The 16,509-nt window shown below is 71.6% G+C and carries 13 protein-coding genes and 1 pseudogene; 9 read left to right on the forward strand and 5 right to left on the reverse strand.

Annotation, left to right across the window (positions count from 1 at the left end):
- The first annotated feature begins 421 nt into the window (after positions 1-421).
- On the forward strand, positions 422-3,154 hold the full coding sequence (aceE, locus tag ACFUNE_RS00160) for a pyruvate dehydrogenase (acetyl-transferring), homodimeric type (RefSeq protein ID WP_383560446.1): 2,733 nt from the start codon (positions 422-424) through the stop codon (positions 3,152-3,154).
- Positions 3,155-3,375: 221 nt separating this feature from the next.
- On the opposite strand, the gene ACFUNE_RS00165 is transcribed toward aceE, so the two are convergent.
- Both ACFUNE_RS00165 and ACFUNE_RS00170 read right to left on the reverse strand, forming a co-directional pair.
- The gene (locus ACFUNE_RS00165) at positions 3,376-3,804 is read right to left on the reverse strand and encodes a peptidase inhibitor family I36 protein (protein ID WP_383560449.1); all 429 of its coding nucleotides are present in this window, start codon (positions 3,802-3,804) and stop codon (positions 3,376-3,378) included.
- Between the two features lie 208 nt (positions 3,805-4,012).
- Complete coding sequence (locus ACFUNE_RS00170) at positions 4,013-5,500, reverse strand: MFS transporter (RefSeq protein ID WP_383561653.1); 1,488 nt, start codon at positions 5,498-5,500, stop codon at positions 4,013-4,015.
- 238 nt (positions 5,501-5,738) lie between these two features.
- Between ACFUNE_RS00170 and ACFUNE_RS00175 the strand changes: the two genes are divergently transcribed.
- The 7 genes from ACFUNE_RS00175 (at position 5,739) to ACFUNE_RS00205 (ending at position 13,624) form a co-directional block, all read left to right on the forward strand.
- A complete protein-coding gene (locus ACFUNE_RS00175) occupies positions 5,739-6,407 on the forward strand; it encodes a TetR family transcriptional regulator (protein WP_383560452.1) in 669 nt (222 codons plus the stop codon).
- Positions 6,408-6,643: 236 nt separating this feature from the next.
- The gene (locus ACFUNE_RS00180; protein ID WP_383560454.1) at positions 6,644-7,855 is read left to right on the forward strand and encodes an alpha/beta hydrolase; all 1,212 of its coding nucleotides are present in this window, start codon (positions 6,644-6,646) and stop codon (positions 7,853-7,855) included.
- 107 nt (positions 7,856-7,962) lie between these two features.
- Positions 7,963-8,868, forward strand: a complete 906-nt coding sequence (locus tag ACFUNE_RS00185) for a DUF4429 domain-containing protein (RefSeq protein WP_383560457.1) — start codon at positions 7,963-7,965, stop codon at positions 8,866-8,868.
- Between the two features lie 165 nt (positions 8,869-9,033).
- Positions 9,034-10,365, forward strand: a complete 1,332-nt coding sequence (locus ACFUNE_RS00190) for a sensor histidine kinase (RefSeq protein WP_383560459.1) — start codon at positions 9,034-9,036, stop codon at positions 10,363-10,365.
- 13 nt (positions 10,366-10,378) lie between these two features.
- Complete coding sequence (locus ACFUNE_RS00195) at positions 10,379-11,059, forward strand: response regulator (RefSeq protein WP_383560461.1); 681 nt, start codon at positions 10,379-10,381, stop codon at positions 11,057-11,059.
- 316 nt (positions 11,060-11,375) lie between these two features.
- Positions 11,376-12,419 carry an alpha/beta hydrolase gene (locus ACFUNE_RS00200; RefSeq protein ID WP_383560464.1) on the forward strand — a complete coding sequence of 348 codons (1,044 nt, stop codon included), beginning with the start codon at positions 11,376-11,378 and terminating at the stop codon, positions 12,417-12,419.
- Positions 12,416-13,624: an acyltransferase gene (locus ACFUNE_RS00205; protein ID WP_383560467.1), complete on the forward strand. Its 1,209-nt coding sequence runs from the start codon at positions 12,416-12,418 to the stop codon at positions 13,622-13,624. Before ACFUNE_RS00200 ends, ACFUNE_RS00205 begins: the two co-directional genes overlap by 4 nt.
- Before the next feature lie 19 nt (positions 13,625-13,643).
- Here ACFUNE_RS00205 and ACFUNE_RS00210 read toward each other — a convergent pair whose 3' ends face one another.
- Positions 13,644-14,660: an aldo/keto reductase gene (locus ACFUNE_RS00210; protein WP_383560470.1), complete on the reverse strand. Its 1,017-nt coding sequence runs from the start codon at positions 14,658-14,660 to the stop codon at positions 13,644-13,646.
- A gap of 5 nt (positions 14,661-14,665) precedes the next feature.
- Positions 14,666-15,130 (reverse strand): MerR family transcriptional regulator, encoded by a 465-nt coding sequence (locus ACFUNE_RS00215; RefSeq protein WP_383560472.1) that lies wholly within the window; start codon positions 15,128-15,130, stop codon positions 14,666-14,668.
- Positions 15,131-15,217: 87 nt separating this feature from the next.
- Here ACFUNE_RS00215 and ACFUNE_RS00220 point away from each other — a divergent pair, with 87 nt between their 5' ends.
- Complete coding sequence (locus ACFUNE_RS00220) at positions 15,218-16,039, forward strand: serine hydrolase domain-containing protein (RefSeq protein ID WP_383560475.1); 822 nt, start codon at positions 15,218-15,220, stop codon at positions 16,037-16,039.
- A 2-nt stretch (positions 16,040-16,041) separates the two neighbouring features.
- Here the strand turns inward: ACFUNE_RS00220 and ACFUNE_RS00225 are convergent.
- Positions 16,042-16,449 (reverse strand): annotated as a pseudogene (locus ACFUNE_RS00225) (ATP-binding protein); the annotation flags it as partial.
- Between the last annotated feature and the right edge of the window lie 60 nt (positions 16,450-16,509).

Here is a 16,509-nt window from a genome sequence, read left to right on the forward strand (position 1 = left end):
GGCCGTAGTCCACACGGGCTCGGCGAATCGCGCAAGTACCCGGCGTCCGAGACCGCCTAAACGGTGACGTTCCCTGCCACGTCGCCGCATCGTCCGGCCGTCTCCTGCGGGGCCGGAAATGGTGTCCGGACCCTTTACGTCCTTCCTCAGCTTATGCCGTTTCGCTCCGCCATTCGGATTCGAACGGGCTTTGGGAACGCTTGGCCGGGTTGGGCGTATGGTTGCGGTTTGGGCTGGACCGCCCTCGTGCTGCTGGTACTGGTGCCCGGACACGGCGTCCGAGAACCTTGCGTTACCCCACGGTAGAGATGACGTTTGGGTCCTCGCGGTACACGATGGAGTCGGCGTAGAGCAGCCACCCCGGGGGTACGTTCCCCGCAACCAGGCCCCGAAGAGCACCACCGAACAGCGAAGGAACAGCGTGGCTTCCGGATCCGATCGCAACCCGATCATCATTGGCGGCCTTCCGAGCCAGGTCCCGGACTTCGATCCAGAAGAGACCCAGGAATGGCTCGACTCCCTCGACGCCGCCGTCGACGAGCGAGGCCGTGAGCGGGCCCGCTACCTGATGCTCCGGCTCATCGAGCGAGCGCGCGAGAAGCGCGTGGCCGTGCCCGAGATGCGCAGTACCGACTACATCAACACGATCGCCACGAAGGACGAGCCGTTCTTCCCCGGCGACGAGGAGATCGAGCGCAAGGTCCTCAACGCGACCCGGTGGAACGCCGCGGTGATGGTCTCCCGCGCCCAGCGTCCCGGGATCGGTGTCGGCGGCCACATCGCCACCTTCGCCTCCTCCGCCTCGCTGTACGACGTGGGCTTCAACCACTTCTTCCGCGGCAAGGACGACGGTCTGGGCGGCGACCAGATCTTCTTCCAGGGACACGCCTCCCCTGGCATCTACGCCCGCGCCTTCCTGCTCGACAGGCTGAGCGAGGCGCAGCTCGACGGCTTCCGCCAGGAAAAGTCGAAGGCCGGCCACGCGCTGTCCAGCTACCCGCACCCGCGGTCGATGCCGGACTTCTGGGAGTTCCCCACCGTCTCGATGGGCCTCGGCCCGCTCGGCGCGATCTACCAGGCGCGGATGAACCGCTACATGGAGGCGCGCGGCATCGCCGACACCTCCAAGTCGCATGTCTGGGCCTATCTCGGCGACGGCGAGATGGACGAGCCCGAGTCGCTCGGCCAGCTCTCCATCGCCGCCCGCGAGGGGCTGGACAACCTCACCTTCGTGGTGAACTGCAACCTGCAGCGCCTGGACGGCCCGGTACGCGGCAACGGAAAGATCATCCAGGAGCTGGAGTCGCAGTTCCGCGGGGCCGGCTGGAACGTCATCAAGCTGGTCTGGGACCGCACCTGGGACCCGCTGCTCGCGCAGGACCGCACGGGCATCCTGGTCAACAAGCTGAACACCACGCCGGACGGCCAGTTCCAGACGTACGCCACCGAGACCGGGGCGTACATCCGTGATCACTTCTTCGGTGACGACCCGCGGCTGCGCGACATGGTCAAGGACATGTCCGACGACCAGATCCTGCACCTGGGCCGCGGTGGTCACGACCACCGCAAGGTCTACGCGGCGTACGCGGCGGCCAAGGCCCACAAGGGCCAGCCGACGGTGATCCTCGCGCAGACGGTCAAGGGCTGGACCCTCGGACCGAACTTCGAGGGCCGCAACGCGACCCACCAGATGAAGAAGCTCACGGCCGACGACCTCAAGCGCTTCCGCGACCGGCTGCACATCCCGATCGCGGACAAGCAGCTGGAGGACGGCAACCCGCCGTACTACCACCCGGGCCGCGACTCGGAAGAGATCCAGTACATGCACGACCGCCGCCAGGGTCTGGGCGGCTACGTCCCGACGCGTGTGGTGCGCGCGAAGCCACTGCCCCTGCCCGACGAGAAGGCATACGCGACCGCGAAGAAGGGCTCGGGTCAGCAGTCGATCGCCACGACCATGGCGTTCGTCCGCGTCCTCAAGGACCTCATGCGGGACAAGGAGATCGGCAAGCGCTTCGTGCTGATCGCCCCCGACGAGTACCGCACCTTCGGCATGGACGCGTTCTTCCCGAGTGCGAAGATCTACAACCCGCTCGGCCAGCAGTACGAGTCCGTGGACCGTGAGCTGCTCCTCGCGTACAAGGAGTCGCCGACCGGTCAGATGCTGCACGACGGCATCTCCGAGGCGGGCTGCACCGCCTCGCTGATCGCCGCCGGTTCGGCCTACGCCACGCACGGCGAGCCGCTGATCCCGGTCTACGTCTTCTACTCGATGTTCGGTTTCCAGCGCACCGGTGACCAGTTCTGGCAGATGGCCGACCAGCTCTCCCGCGGCTTCGTGCTGGGTGCGACCGCCGGCCGTACGACGCTGACCGGTGAGGGTCTGCAGCACGCGGACGGCCACTCGCAGCTGCTCGCCTCGACGAACCCCGCCTGCGTCTCCTACGACCCGGCGTTCGGGTACGAGATCGCGCACATCGTCAAGGACGGTCTGCGCAGGATGTACGGCGAGGCCAGTGAGGACGTCTTCTACTACCTCACCGTCTACAACGAGCCGATCCAGCACCCGGCGGAGCCCGCCGACGTGGACGTCGACGGCATCCTCAAGGGCGTGCACCGCTACCGGGCCGGCGAGCGCGGCCAGATCCCGGCCCAGATCCTGGCGTCCGGTGTGGCGGTCCCGTGGGCGGTGGAGGCCCAGCAGATCCTCGCCGACGAGTGGAACGTGAAGGCGGACGTCTGGTCGGCGACCTCCTGGAACGAGCTGCGCCGTGAGGCCGTGGAAGTGGAGCGCCACAACCTGCTCCACCCGGAGGAGGAGCAGCGCGTCCCCTACGTCACACAGAAGCTCTCGGGTTCCGAGGGCCCGTTCGTGGCGGTCTCGGACTGGATGCGCTCCGTGCCCGACCAGATCGCGCGCTGGGTGCCCGGTGCGTACCAGTCGCTGGGTGCGGACGGCTTCGGCTTCGCCGACACCCGGGGTGCGGCCCGCCGCTTCTTCCACATCGACGCGCAGTCGATCGTCCTCGCGGTGCTGACCGAGCTGGCCAAGGAAGGCAAGATCGACCGTTCGGCGCTGAAGACGGCGCTCGACCGCTACGAGCTGCTGGACGTGGCCGCAGCGGGCCCCGGCCCTGCCGGCGGTGACGCGTAGGGAACGCGGGTTCCTGACGAAGGGCGGCGGGCCTCCGGTCCGCCGCCCTTCGGCGTTCCGCGGACCCGCCCCGCCCCGGAAGGCCACAAGCCCCAGCCGCGGAACCGCAGGCTCCGGAGGACCGCCGCCCCCGGCGGAGGGCGCGGGCCCCGGGAGGAACGCGGGCCCCGCTGTCACTGAGGTCAGGTGGGCCCGGCGCCTCCTCGGCACCTCACGGCCGCTCAGCTCTCCCAGATCTTGAAGGCCCTGACCGTATACGGGGACCGGGGCACCCAGGTGCCGCCGCCCGGGTAGGTCTCGAACTCCCCGGTCTCGGCGCACTCGGCCGACTGGTAGGTGGTGACGGGCCTCCCGGTGCGGTTCACCAGGGCTTGTGCGGTACCGCCGGCCGGCAGCGGGACGCAGCTCTCGATGTCGACGGTGGACAGCTCGTGGACCTGTGCGGCCCCGGTGAAGTCGGGCTTCGCCCAGAGGCAGAGCTGCCCCGCCCCGCAGGGCGCGAGACCCGTCGGCGCGGTCTTCGGCGCGCTGCGTGAGTGCTCCTGTCCGGTGGGCCCGTGGTGGGCGGCCGGCGCCGCGCCCGAGGACATGGCCGTGGCCGGGACGAGCGCGGTGGCCGCCAGGGCCGCGGCGAGAACGGTCGTACGCATGGTGGATCTACCCCCGTGGTCGAGCGAGCCGGGCGGCTCGCCATGTCCGCACTCTGACCTGCGCGGGTGCGGTCCGGGAAGGGGCTGCGCGGCGGACCACCCTGATAGGCGACAGCCCCGCCGGAACCGTCCGGCGGGGCTGTCGGATGCGCTGTGTTGACGCCCTGGGCCCCGGTGGATGCCGGGCGGTCCAGGGAGCGGCGGAGGGTCAGATGTGGCCGGCGCCCATGCCGGCCTCGGCGTTCGCGCCGCGCTTGGTGAGCGTGGCCACCAGGGCGGCGACCACGGCGACGATGCCCGCGACCATGAAGGCGGAGCTCATGCCCGACACGAACGTGTCATGGGCGACCCCCGTGATCTTCGCCGCGATCTCGGGCGGGGTACCGGGGGCGATCGGCGGCATCCCGACCTTGATGGCGGACGACGCCTGGTCCAGTTGCGCGGGGTCGACCGGCGGGAGCTTCGCGGCCTTCCAGTTGTCGCCGAGCTTGGCGTCGACCTGGGCGGCCATGACGGCGCCGAGGACGGCCGTGCCGAGGCTGCCGCCGACCTGCATGGCGGCCTGCTGGAGCCCTCCGGCGACTCCGGAGAGCTCCATGGGGGCGTTGCCGACGATGACCTCGGTCGCGCCGACCATCACCGGGGCGAGGCCGAGACCGAGCAGGCCGAACCAGATGGACATCGTCAGGGTGCTGGTGCCGACGGTCAGCTGCGACATGCCGAACATGGCGACCGCGGTGAACACCATGCCGCCGACCAGCGGGACGCGCGGGCCGAGCTTGGTGATGGCGAGGCCCGCGAGCGGCGAGCCGACGATCATCATCCCGGTCAGCGGCAGCAGGTGCAGACCGCTGTCGACCGGGCTCATACCGTGCACGTTCTGCAGGTAGAAGGTCACGAAGAACAGCCCGCCCATGAAGGCGAAGGCCATCATCACCATCAGCACCACACCTGCCGAGAGGGGCACGGAGCGGAACATGGCCAGCGGGATGAGGGGCTCCGCGACCTTCGTCTGGCTGAACGCGAACGCGGCGAACAGGACGACGGCGCCGACGAGGAAACCGATCGTCTTCGGGTCGCCCCAGCCCCACTCGGAACCCTTGATCAGCGACCAGATCAGGCAGAACATCGCCAGCGACAGCAGCACGATGCCGCCGATGTCGAAGGACCTGGGCGCGTTCACGGCACGGTGGTCCTTGAGGATCACCAGGCCGAAGACGAGCGCGAGCACGCCGACCGGCACGTTGATGAAGAAGACCGACTGCCAGCTGACGTGCTCCACGAGCACACCGCCGAGGATGGGGCCGCCCGCGGTAGAGGCGCCGATCACCATGCCCCAGATGCCGATCGCCATGTTCAGCTTCTCGGCCGGGAAGGTGGCGCGCAGCAGACCGAGCGCCGCCGGCATCAGCAGGGCACCGAAGAGGCCCTGGAGCACCCGGAAGACGATCACCAGGGTCACGCCCTGGGAGAGGCCGATCGCCGCCGACGCCGCGGCGAACCCCGCGATGCCTATCAGGAAAGTCTGGCGGTGGCCGAAGCGGTCACCGAGCTTGCCCGCGGTGATCAGGGAGACCGCGAGGGCGAGCATGTAGCCGTTGGTGATCCACTGGACGTCGGCGAGCGAGGCGCCGAGGTCCTTCTGGATGGCGGGGTTGGCGATCGCGACGATCGTGCCGTCGAGCGCCACCATCATCACGCCGATGGCCACGGCGAAGAGCGTCAGCCAGGGGTGGCCGCGCAGCCCTTTCGCCGGTGCGGGAACAAGGGTGTCTTCAGGCTCCCGCGGCGCCTTCTCGACAGTGGTCTGACTAGTCATGCACAGGACGTTATGTCAGCCACTGACAGTTGACAAACCAATTCACAAGACAGTAACTGTCACGTAGCTCACAGGTAGGCTGATCAGGGCAAAGCAGCGAAAAGAGGTCCGGCACGTGACACGCAGGCAGACATCCGGGGCTCCCGCGCCAGGGGCTCCGGCCGGGCTGCGCGAGCGCAAGAAGCGACGCACCCGTGAGGCCCTGCTGCACGCCGCCCTCAGACTCTTCACCACCCAGGGGTACGACCGGACCACCGTCGACGAGATCGTCGACGCCGTGGACGTCTCCCAGCGCACCTTCTTCCGCTACTTCGCGAACAAGGAGGCCGTCGCCTTCGCCGTCCAGGAGGCGGTCGACGCCCGCTTCCTGGCGGAGCTGCGTCAACGCCCCGCCGCGGAGTCCCCTTTCGAGGCAATGCGCGGGGCCGCTCTGAGCGCCTGGAGCACCCTCGCGGAGGGCGATGACGAGGACGTCACGGCCGAACTCCAGATGCGCGCCTACCGGATGATCGAATCGACCCCCGCGCTGCATGCCGCCCACATGCGGCGCCACATCGGCCTGGAGCAGCAGACGGCTCTGCTGATCGCGGAGCGTGAGGGGCTCGACCTCGAAGCGGATCCGCGCCCACGCGTGGCCGTCGCCGCGTTCTCCGGGGTGATGCGCCTGACCGGACAGCTGTGGGGATGCCGGAGGGACGCAGGGGTGGAGGCGCTCCGGGAGCTGACCGAACTCCACCTGGACCAGCTCGGACCTGCACTCTCAGGGAGCTGGCGCGCCGCATAGGCACGTCCTTACGCGAACCGCACAGGTGTGCCGCACTCCTCATGGGTGCGGCATGGCCGACTTCACAAAGCCCCTGCCCCTCGGGGCATTTCGGACGCCCGGAGGCCGTCCGGGGCGCCGGAGCGTGGACGCGGCGCACACGGAGCGTAAGAGACGGGCGGTCAATTCCCCGCGGTCGGGTGATCCGTGTCACCCCTGCGACGGCGTCACGCGCGCGTCTCCTAGGGTGGGGCGCAGTGACTTCCTTCGACTCCTCCCCCACTCTCACCGCATGGCGCGCGCTGCTCGCCATCGCGGTCGTGTTCGTGATGCTGGCGACCACCGGCTGGACCGCCGTGCGTCATCAGCACTCCGCCGCACCGCGCGAGGTCGCGCTCGCTTCCTGGGCGAAGGACCGGATAGCCGGTCACTCCCTACCGGACGTGGGCGCCCCGGCGTACCGCCTGGCCCACTTCTTCGCGACGCTCACGGCGGGCCAGCAGGTCGCCCTGACCGACAAGTACCCGCTGGTGGTGGGGAATCTGAACGGCGCGCCGGTCACCTTGCGCTACCGGGCCAACCGGCACGCACTGGAGCAGGCGGAGACGGCCGAGGAGCAGCGGACGCTGGACGTGCGGCTCTCCCCGGACGGCCGCCACCAGGCCGCGGCCCGGCTGGAACGCTTCCGCTCCCTGCTCGCCGGTGACCGGCAGATCCTTGCCTTCGACCCGTCGGGCCGCGGCCGGGCCGCCGAGGTCTTCGGCGACCTCGACCGCGCCGAGCGGGTCTCGGTCGTCGTGCCCGGGGTCGACACGAACCTCCTGACGCTGGAGCGCACCGGCATCAAGAAGAACGCGGCGCCCGTCGGCATGGCGCAGTCGCTGTACGGCGCCGAACGCTCGGCGCGCCCCGGTTCGCGTACGGCGGTCATCGCGTGGGCCGACTACACGGCGCCCGCCGGGATCGGCATGGACGCCGCGCTGGGCGGGCTCGCGAAGGAGGGGGCGGTGCGGCTGAACGCCCTGCTGGAGTCGCTGCCCGGCTCGTCGGACGTCTCGCTGTTCTGCCACAGCTACGGCTCCGTGCTGTGCGGTGTGGCCGCGCACGACCTGCCGTCCAGGGTGTCGGACATCGCGGTCGCCGGCAGCCCCGGGATGCGGGCGGACAGCGCCGCCGCGCTGCACACCCGGGCCAGGGTGTGGGCGATGCGGGACGGCGACGACTGGATCGCGGACGTGCCGAACATGGCGGTCGGCGGCCTCGGCCACGGCGCCGACCCGGTCGACCCGGCCTTCGGCGCGAGGATCGTGTCGGCGAACGGCGCGATCGGGCACAGCGGCTATTTCGAGCCGGGCACCGAGAGCCTCGACAACTTCGCCGCGATCGGCGTGGGTGCCTACGACTCGGTCAGCTGCGCACATGCCGATGCCACGTGTCACCGGGAGATTTCCGGAAAGGAAGAGGCCTGACGCGCGTAGAAAACGTCGGACGCGTGTAGAGAGCGGCGAAACGGCCTGCCCGATTTCGCCTGTACCGAGGGGGGACGTTCGGGCCTGTGCCACATACGATGAGGCACATGGGTGATGTGCTGGCCGGAATTCATGCCACCTGGGAGTTCGACACCGACTCCGTGCTCATCCGCTTCGAGCGGGGGATCCGCACGCCGAGGCTCTTCCAGAGCCTGCGTGAGCGCCGCATTCCGTACGCGGCACTGTCGTCGGTGACGCTGACCCCGGGCAAGCGGGGCACGGTGGTCCTGCACGCGGTGCCGAGACCCGGTGCCGATCCGCTGCTCGAGGCCGCGGCCGGGCAGCTCAAGGAGGGCATCGACCCCTACCGCCTGGTGCTCCCCGCCGAGCGCGAGACGCTCGCCGAGTACTACGCGGACGAGCTGCGCGCCGTGCTCCTGGACGAGGCGGCCCTGCCCGCCGAGCGCTTCATGGTGACGGCCCCCGAGGCGCCGATGCACTTCAAGGCGTACGACGGCCGGGCGGGCTTCGACGGGACCCTGGTCTCCTTCCGGTGGTTCTGGACGGGTGCGTCGAGCGCCAAGTGGAAGGCGGGCGACCAGACCTTCCCCGTGGCGGAGCTCGGCGGGATCGAGTGGCGCTCGCCCGAGGCCTTCGAGGGTTATCTCCGGCTGGTGCCGCGTGGCACGGCGGCGGACTCCGAGGCCGGCCCGGACCCCGAGCCCGTGCCCGCGGGCCGGGTCCAGCCCGACCAGGACCCGGCGGCCGTCATCTTCGGGCTGGGGTACGGTCCGGTGCACGAGTCGCTGCCCTTCGCGGCGGCCGTCCTGGAGTCGGTGCGCCGGACCCAGTCCGTGCCCGTCGCGACCGCCCCCGTCCCGGTCGGCGGCCCGCGGCGCGACCCCGCGGACATCGCCGAGCGGATACGCCACCTCGGGGATCTGCACCAGGCGGGTCTGGTGACCGACGCGGAGTACAGCGCGAAGAAGGCGGAGCTGCTCGCCGAGCTGTAGAGGGCGGACCGCGGACGGACCGGTCGAAGCGACCGCGGCGCACCACGGACGGAGCCGGCGCGCCGCAGGCACTCGGCCCCGTACCGGGGTAGGGGGCCGAGGACCTGCGGTCCGCACCCCGGTATGACGCCTCCCGCCGCGCTCCGCGCCTACTCTGACCCGATCATGCCCACCTCCCCCGCCGGGCCCCCGCCCGCCGACGGTCTGCTGAGCGCCGCCCGCCGCAATCTGCGCGAGCTCGCCCACGGGCTGTCCCACGCGTCCCATCCGCCGATCCCGCTGTTCGCCGAATCCCCGCAACGCTGGCTGCGGCTCCTGCCGTACGCGGTCGTTCTCGCCCTCACCGCCACCTTCGTCCCCGTCACGATCCAGGTCCTGGCCAACGACTACGGGGTGCCGGGCGGGCTGGCAGGGGCGCTGGCCGTGGGGCAGGCCGCGCCCCTGCTGATGCTGGCGCACCGGCCGCTCCAGGCCTGGTGGATCGTCTTCACGGCCGACATCGTGGGCGCTCTGGTGCTGCTGGGGCAGGGGCTGAGGCCGGACACCATCTGGCCGTGGACGCCGCCGGCCATCATCGGCTACCTCTTCGTGCTGCTGGCCCTCGGTCTGCGCGAGAGCCGGCGGACCGTGATCGGGGTCTGGCTGGCGACGGGCGCGGCCGGGCTGGTGCTGCACCTGGTCAGGCCCTCGCACAGTGACGGCGGCGCGCTCCTGCTGTTCGTCCTCGGCGGGGTGGTGCTGGTGATCGGGGCGGCCGTACGGGAGCGGAGCGAGGCCCAGCGCCGGCTCGTCGAGCAGGAGACGATCAGTGAGGCCGAGCGGGCGCAGCGGACGCTGCTGGAGGAACGCACCCGGATCGCCCGCGAGCTCCACGACGTGGTCGCGCACCACATGTCGGTGATCACCGTGCAGGCCGACTCGGCTCCGTACCGGATCGACGGGCTCTCCGAGGAGGCACAGGCCGAGTTCGCGTCGATCGCGTCCGCCGCCCGGGAGTCGCTGGCCGAGATGCGGCGGCTGCTGTCGGTGCTGCGCAGTGACGGCACCCGGGGCGAGCTGTCCCCGCAGCCGGGGCTCGACCGGCTTCAGCAGCTGGTGGAGGCGACCGTCCGGGCGGGGCTGCCGGCCGAGCTGTCGCTGGGGGCGGACGTGCTGGACGCGGTGGAACGGGGCGGTGTGCCTCCGGCCGTCGACCTGTCGGCGTACCGGATCGTGCAGGAGTCGCTGGCCAATGTGGTGCGGCACGCGCCGGGTGCCAGGACCCGTGTGTCGGTGACGGCCGGCGACGGGCATCTGACGGTGCTGGTCGTCAACGACACCGCGCAGGGCCCGGGTTCGCCGCTGGAGACGTCGGGAACGGGACACGGGCTGGTCGGCATGCGGGAACGCGTACGGTTGACCGGCGGCACCCTCGACACCGGCCGGCTGCCGGAAGGGGGGTTCCGGGTGGCCGCCCGGCTCCCGCTGCCGCCGCCCGAGCCGCCCCCGGCTCCCTGACTCCGGAGGAACCGTGACCATCCGCGTGATCATCGTCGACGACCAGGCCATGGTCCGGGCCGGGTTCGCCGCGCTGCTGGCGGCACAGAGCGACATCGACGTGGTGGGCGAGGCCCCGGACGGGCGCAAGGGCATCGAGGTCAGCAGGACGGCGCATCCGGATGTCGTCCTCATGGACGTCCGGATGCCGGAGATGGACGGACTGGCCGCCGCCCGCGAGCTGTTGAGCCCGCCCGTGGGGGTGGTGCACCGGCCGAAGGTCCTGATGCTCACCACGTTCGACGTGGACGACTACGTCTACGAGGCCCTGCGCGCCGGGGCGTCCGGCTTCCTGCTGAAGAACGCCCCGCCCGCGGACCTGATCTCGGCGGTGCGGATCGTGGCGGCGGGGGACGCTCTGCTCGCGCCGTCCGTGACGCGGCGGCTCATCGCGGACTTCGCGCGCCGGGGGCCCGCGACGCCGTCCGGCGGGGCCGCATTGCGGCTGAACGGCCTGACACCGCGTGAGACGGAGGTCCTGGAGCTGATCGCCCGGGGCCTGTCGAACCAGGAGATCGCGGCGCGGCTGGTGGTGGCCGAGCAGACGGTGAAGACGCACATCGGCAAGGTGCTGGCCAAGCTCGGCCTGCGGGACCGGGCGCAGGCCGTGATCTTCGCGTACGAGTCGGGGCTGGTGACCCCGGGCGAGGCCTGAGGACGGGCGCGGGGTCCGGGCACAAGGGCCCGGGGCGGACGTGCCCGCCCGCGCGCTCCTCCCGCCCGGAAAGGCGCGGACGTGCCCGCCCGCGCGCTCCTCCCGACGCCCGGGCACGACCGCCGTGCCCCGCCCCGGGCGCACCCGACGGTAGGGCTGTCCCCCCGTTACGCCCCCGGCCGTCCCCCCGTACACCCCGTACCCCGGTATCACCGTGCGGTTGGCTCCGCAGGGTGACGTCCTGTCACCTGCCGTCCTCCTACCTTCCTCCCCGGCACACCGATCGGTGTGGGCGAAGCAGGACGGGGAGGGCACGATGCGCCGATTCACGAGGACGCTGGCAGCGGTCGCACTGGCGGCCACGGTGGTGGCGGGCACGGCCGGCTGGGCCTCCGGCAACAGCCAGCGGGCGGTGACGGGTCCACCGCCGGGCAGCGCCTCATGGCGTGCCGACGGAGTGCTGGGCCGCGAGCTCCCCGACCCCGGCCGCGCGACCCCGGCTCAGGTCCGCGCGTTCTTCGGCCGGTTGGACGCGGCCGAGCAGCGGGAGCTGACGGAGCGCCACCCGTCGGTGGTCGGCAATCTGGACGGGGTGCCGCTGGAGCTCCGCTACCGCGCCAACGCCCTGGCGCTGCGGGCCTCCCACGACCCCCGCTACGCCTCGCTCGCCGGCTCCGGCCGGCAGATCCTCGCGTTCGATCCGCGGGGGCGCGGCCAGGTCGCCGAGGTGTTCGGGGACCTCCGTTCCGCCCGTCACGTGTCAGTCGTCGTCCCCGGGTCGGACATCGACGCCGGAACCTTCGACCGGCGCGGTGATGTGTACGGCACTCCGGCGGGCATGGCGAGGTCGCTGTACGAAGAGACCGCTCCGGGCGGTGCGGTGATCGCCTGGGCCGGGTACACCACACCGGTCGGGCTCGGCCTGGACGCGGCGACCGGAGGCCTGGCCGAGGCGGGGGCGGAGCGGCTGACCCTGTTCACCGCCGGGCTGGCCGCCGACGGACTGCCCGCGCCCGTCGTGTTCTGCCACAGCTACGGCTCGGTGGTGTGCGGGATCGCGGCCTCCGGGCTCGGCGCCACGGACCTGGTCGTGTTCGGCTCCCCCGGGATGCGCGCCGACGACGTGGCCGGTCTGCACACCGGGGCGCGGGTCTGGGCGGCCAAGGACGACACCGACTGGATCGACGACGTGCCGCACGTCGAGGTGGCGGGGCTCGGGCACGGCGCCGACCCGACGGACGAGGAGTTCGGGGCGCGCAGGGTGCCTGCGGACGACGCCGAGGGGCACACCGGGTACTTCGCTCCCGGCACGGACTCGCTGCGCGCCTTCGCCGCCATCGCCGAGGGGGTCTCCCGATGAACGTGCGCCGGCTCGCCTCCCGGATCGACGCGGACACCCCCGCCCACCGTGACCGCGCCGTCGACGGGCTGCGCGCCCTCGCCCTGCTGGCGGTGCCCGCCGGTCACTGGCTGCTCGGCGGATTCACGCTGGACACCGGGGGCGCTCTGCACAATGCCAGCCCGCTCTCCACGTTCGCCGTGTTCTCCCCGGTGAGCTGGGTGCTCCAGATGCTGGGCGTGTTCTTCCTGGTCGGGGGCTACGCCTCCGTCCTCTCCTACCACCGCAGGCCGTCCACCACCGGGGCCTGGCTGCGCGGCCGGATGGTCCGGCTGGGCAGGCCGGTGCTCGGGGTGACCGCCGTGTGGGCGCTGATGATCCCGGTGCTGTACGCCGCCGGCGTGCCCGAGGACACCTTGCGCACGGGAGCGAAGCTGGTGATCCAGCCGCTCTGGTTCGTCGGGGTGTACGCCGTGGTGACGGCCCTGACGCCGTACTGCGTCCGGGCGGCCGGGCGGCTCGGCGGCTGGGCTGCGGCCCCGCTGATCGGGACGGTCGCCGCGGTCGACCTCCTGCGCTACGGGCCGTACGCGGATGCCGTGCCGTCCTGGCTGGGCGTGCTGAACATCCTGCCCGGCTGGCTCTTCGCGTACCAGCTCGGTGTCTCCTGGGGGCAGGGCCGGCTCACCCGGCGCGGGGCCGGGCTCCTGCTCGTGGGCGGCGCGGCCCTGTTCGCCGCACTGCTGCTCGTCCTCCACTACCCGGCGTCGATGGTCGGCGTACCGGGCGAGGCGCGGACCAATTCGCACCCGCCGTCGCTGCTGGTCCTCGCGCTCGCCTCGGCGCAGAGCGGTGCCGCGGTCCTGCTGCACGGCCGGATCGGCCGCGCCCTGCGCCGCCCCGCGCTGTGGGCGCCCGTCGTGGTGATCAACCTGTCGGCGATGACCATCCTGTGCTGGCACCAGACGGCGATGCTGACGGCTGCCGTGCCCGCATCCTTCGCCGGTGCGGTGCCCGGGCTGACGACATCGCCGGACTCGGTCGGCTGGATCCTGGCCCGGCTCGCCTGGATGCCGCTGTTCGCCGTGCTGCTGGTGGTGATCGCCCGGTACGCCCGCCGGTTCGAGGCTCCCTGGGAGGCGCGCGGTGGGGCCGGGGCAGCCCGCCGGGCAGCGGCCGGACTGCTCGCGGCGGGGTTCGCGGTGTTCGCGCTCCGACTGGCGTGAGCTCTCTCCTGCCGCGCTCCTACTCGCGCGCGGCCGAGGTGCTGCTCATGTCCGGGTACCTGTCCCCGGCCACCTGGCCCGCGATGGGCTCCAGCAGCTCCAGCTCCTGCCCGGTCAGGGTCAGCCGGGTCGCGCCGACGTTCTCCAGCAGACGGCTCCGCTTGCGGGTGCCGGGGATCGGCACCACGCTCAGGCCGTGCACCTGCGCCCGCTGCTGCACCCAGGCCAGGGCGACCTGTGCGGCCGTGGCCCCGTGGGCCGCCGCGATCTTGTGCACGGGCTCAAGGAGGGCGGCGTTGGTCTTCGCGTTCTCACCGGTGAAGCGCGGCTGGTGCTTACGGAAGTCGCTCTCCCCCAGGTCCTTGCCCGCGTCCGCGAAGGACCCGGTCAGGAATCCGCGGCCGAGCGGGGAGTACGGCACGAACGTCACCCCGAGCTCGACGGCCGCGGGCACGGCGCTGAGCTCCACGTCGCGGCTGAAGAGCGACCACTCGGACTGGAGCGCCGCGATCGGGTGCACGGCGTGCGCCTCGCGGAGCTCGTCCCCGGTCACCTCGCTCAGACCGAGCTGCTTCACCTTGCCCTGCCTCACCAGCTCCGCCATGGCGCCGACCGACTCGGCGAACGGGACGAGCGGGTCGCGGCGGTGCATGTAGTAGAGGTCGATGACGTCGGTGTTCAGCCTGCGGAGGCTGGCCTCGACCGCCTCACGGATGTAGGCGGCGTCGTTGCGCACACCCCGGTAGTGCGGGTCGTCGGTCCGCTCTATCGCGAACTTCGTGGCCAGCGTCATCTCGTCCCGGTGCGCCCCCACGAACGGCGCGAGGAACGTCTCGTTGGCGCCCCGGCCGTAGATGTCGGCGGTGTCGAAGAGCGTGACCCCGGCTTCCAGCGCCGCTTCCAGCGTGTCGCGGGCGGCGGCCTCGTCGGTGTCCCCGTAGAACTCGCTGATCCCCATGCAGCCGAGGCCCTGCACGCCGACCTCCGGACCTCCGGTCCCGAGCTGTGCTGTCGCGATCCTGTCGGTGTCGCCCATGTTCGTCAGACCCCTTCCGACGCCGTGCGGGCGCCGCTGTAAAAGTCGATCTTGAAGTCGAGTACGGCGAGGGTGCCCTGGAGCTCCGCGATCCGCGTCTTCACGTCGCGTCGGGTCGCCTCCAGCAGTTCCTGCCGTGCGGTGAAGGTGTGGTCGCCCTCGCGGAGCAGTTCGGCGTACCTGACCATGTCGGCGACCGGCATTCCCGTCAGCCTCAGCTTGCCGACGAAGGCGAGCCAGTCCAGGTCACGGTTGCTGAACCGGCGCTGGCCCGTGTGGGACCGGTCGACGTGCGGCATCAGCCCGATCCGCTCGTACCAGCGCAGCGTGTGGGCGGTGAGCCCGCTGAAGGCGACGACCTCGCTGATCGTGTAGCGGTCCTGGCCCTCGGGTCGCGGATGGGCCTTCGGCGCCGAGGCGCAGGTGTCCGTCCGTGCGGTAACGCTCTCCGTGCTCTCCATCACCGTCATGCCTCCACGCTAGAACCTTGGAGTGCACTCGAAGCAAGCGTATACGGTTGGAGATTTCGGATTCGGGCTCCCGTTAGGCTCGTACGCATGCAGAGCCTGGCGATGATCGAGAACTGGCCCGTCCCCACCGCGGCAGCCGCCGTGGTCACCTCGGACGGCACGCTCCTGGGCACCCATGGTCCCACCGCGCACCGCTTCCCGCTGGCCTCGGTGACCAAGCCGCTCGCGGCCTACGCGGCACTGGTGGCCTACGAGGAGGGCGCGGTCGAGCTGGACGAACCGGCGGGACCCGAGGGTTCCACCGTCCGCCACCTCCTCGCGCACACCAGCGGTCTCGCCTTCGACGAGCACCGGGTCACGGCCCCGCCCGGCACCCGCAGGCTGTACTCCAACGCCGGCTTCGAGGTGCTCGGCGACCACATCGCGAAGGCCACGGAGATCCCGTTCGCCGAGTACGCGCGCCAGGCGGTCCTGGAACCCCTGGGCATGACGTCGACGACCCTGGAGGGATCACCGGCCAAGGACGGCGTCTCGACCGTGGACGACCTGGCGCGGTTCGCCGCCGAGGTGCAGGCACCCCGGCTCCTCGACCCGCGTACGGTCCTGGAGGCCCAGACCGTCGTCCACCCCGGCCTCAAGGGCGTGCTCCCCGGGTACGGCCATCAGAATCCCAACGACTGGGGCCTCGGCTTCGAGATCCGTGACTCCAAGTCACCGCACTGGACCGGGCTCTCCTCCTCCCCCGCCACCTTCGGCCACTTCGGCCAGTCCGGCACGTTCCTCTGGATCGACCCGGCGGCGGGCGCGGCCTGCGTCGCACTGACGGACCGGGCGTTCGGGCCGTGGGCCGCCGAGGTCTGGACGCCGTTCACGGACGCGGTGCTGGCAGAGCTCGGCACCGCGCGCTGAGAGCACTCGAACCAGACCGACTTGCCCCGGTCGCCGTGCGTCTCGACGCCCCAGTCATCGGTGACGGCCTCGACCAGCAGCAGCCCCCGCCCGCCCTCGTCGAGCGCGTCACCCGCGACCGCGTGGGGCAGGCGGGGCGACGCGTCGGCGACCTCGACCCGCACACCCCTCCCCGGGAGCAGGAAGATCAGGGTCTGGCAGCGACGCCCGGGAACGTGCCGTACGACGTTGGCGATCAGCTCGGTCAGGGCGAGTTCCGCCGCGTCCGCCACGGCGAGCAGGCCCCAGCGGGTGAGGTAGAGCCGCAGGATGCGGCGCAGATGGCGCGCGGAGTGCTCGCCCATCGCCAGGTCGGCGCGGTAGACCGCTTCCTCCGCGTCACCGGTCCGGGTGTCGGATACGTGATTCATGCCACCAGCGTGCAGCGCGCTGATTACTCTCGGCTACGACCTGAAACGAACGCCGCCAGG

It is taken from the genome of Streptomyces sp. NPDC057287, from assembly GCF_042667905.1.
In the GTDB taxonomy this organism is placed as follows: Bacteria; Actinomycetota; Actinomycetes; order Streptomycetales; family Streptomycetaceae; genus Streptomyces.

Bases quoted from the DNA above. Each gene is read 5' to 3' on its own strand.
- ACFUNE_RS00190 (WP_383560459.1), top strand. From the start codon at position 9,034: ATGCCCACCTCCCCCGCCGGGCCCCCGCCCGCCGACGGTCTGCTGAGC.
- ACFUNE_RS00185 (WP_383560457.1), top strand. From the start codon at position 7,963: ATGGGTGATGTGCTGGCCGGAATTCATGCCACCTGGGAGTTCGACACC.
- ACFUNE_RS00215 (WP_383560472.1), bottom strand. From the start codon at position 15,130: ATGACGGTGATGGAGAGCACGGAGAGCGTTACCGCACGGACGGACACC.
- ACFUNE_RS00165 (WP_383560449.1), bottom strand. From the start codon at position 3,804: ATGCGTACGACCGTTCTCGCCGCGGCCCTGGCGGCCACCGCGCTCGTC.
- ACFUNE_RS00220 (WP_383560475.1), top strand. From the start codon at position 15,218: ATGCAGAGCCTGGCGATGATCGAGAACTGGCCCGTCCCCACCGCGGCA.
- ACFUNE_RS00170 (WP_383561653.1), bottom strand. From the start codon at position 5,500: ATGATGGTGGCGCTCGACGGCACGATCGTCGCGATCGCCAACCCCGCC.
- ACFUNE_RS00200 (WP_383560464.1), top strand. From the start codon at position 11,376: ATGCGCCGATTCACGAGGACGCTGGCAGCGGTCGCACTGGCGGCCACG.
- ACFUNE_RS00205 (WP_383560467.1), top strand. From the start codon at position 12,416: ATGAACGTGCGCCGGCTCGCCTCCCGGATCGACGCGGACACCCCCGCC.
- ACFUNE_RS00210 (WP_383560470.1), bottom strand. From the start codon at position 14,660: ATGGGCGACACCGACAGGATCGCGACAGCACAGCTCGGGACCGGAGGT.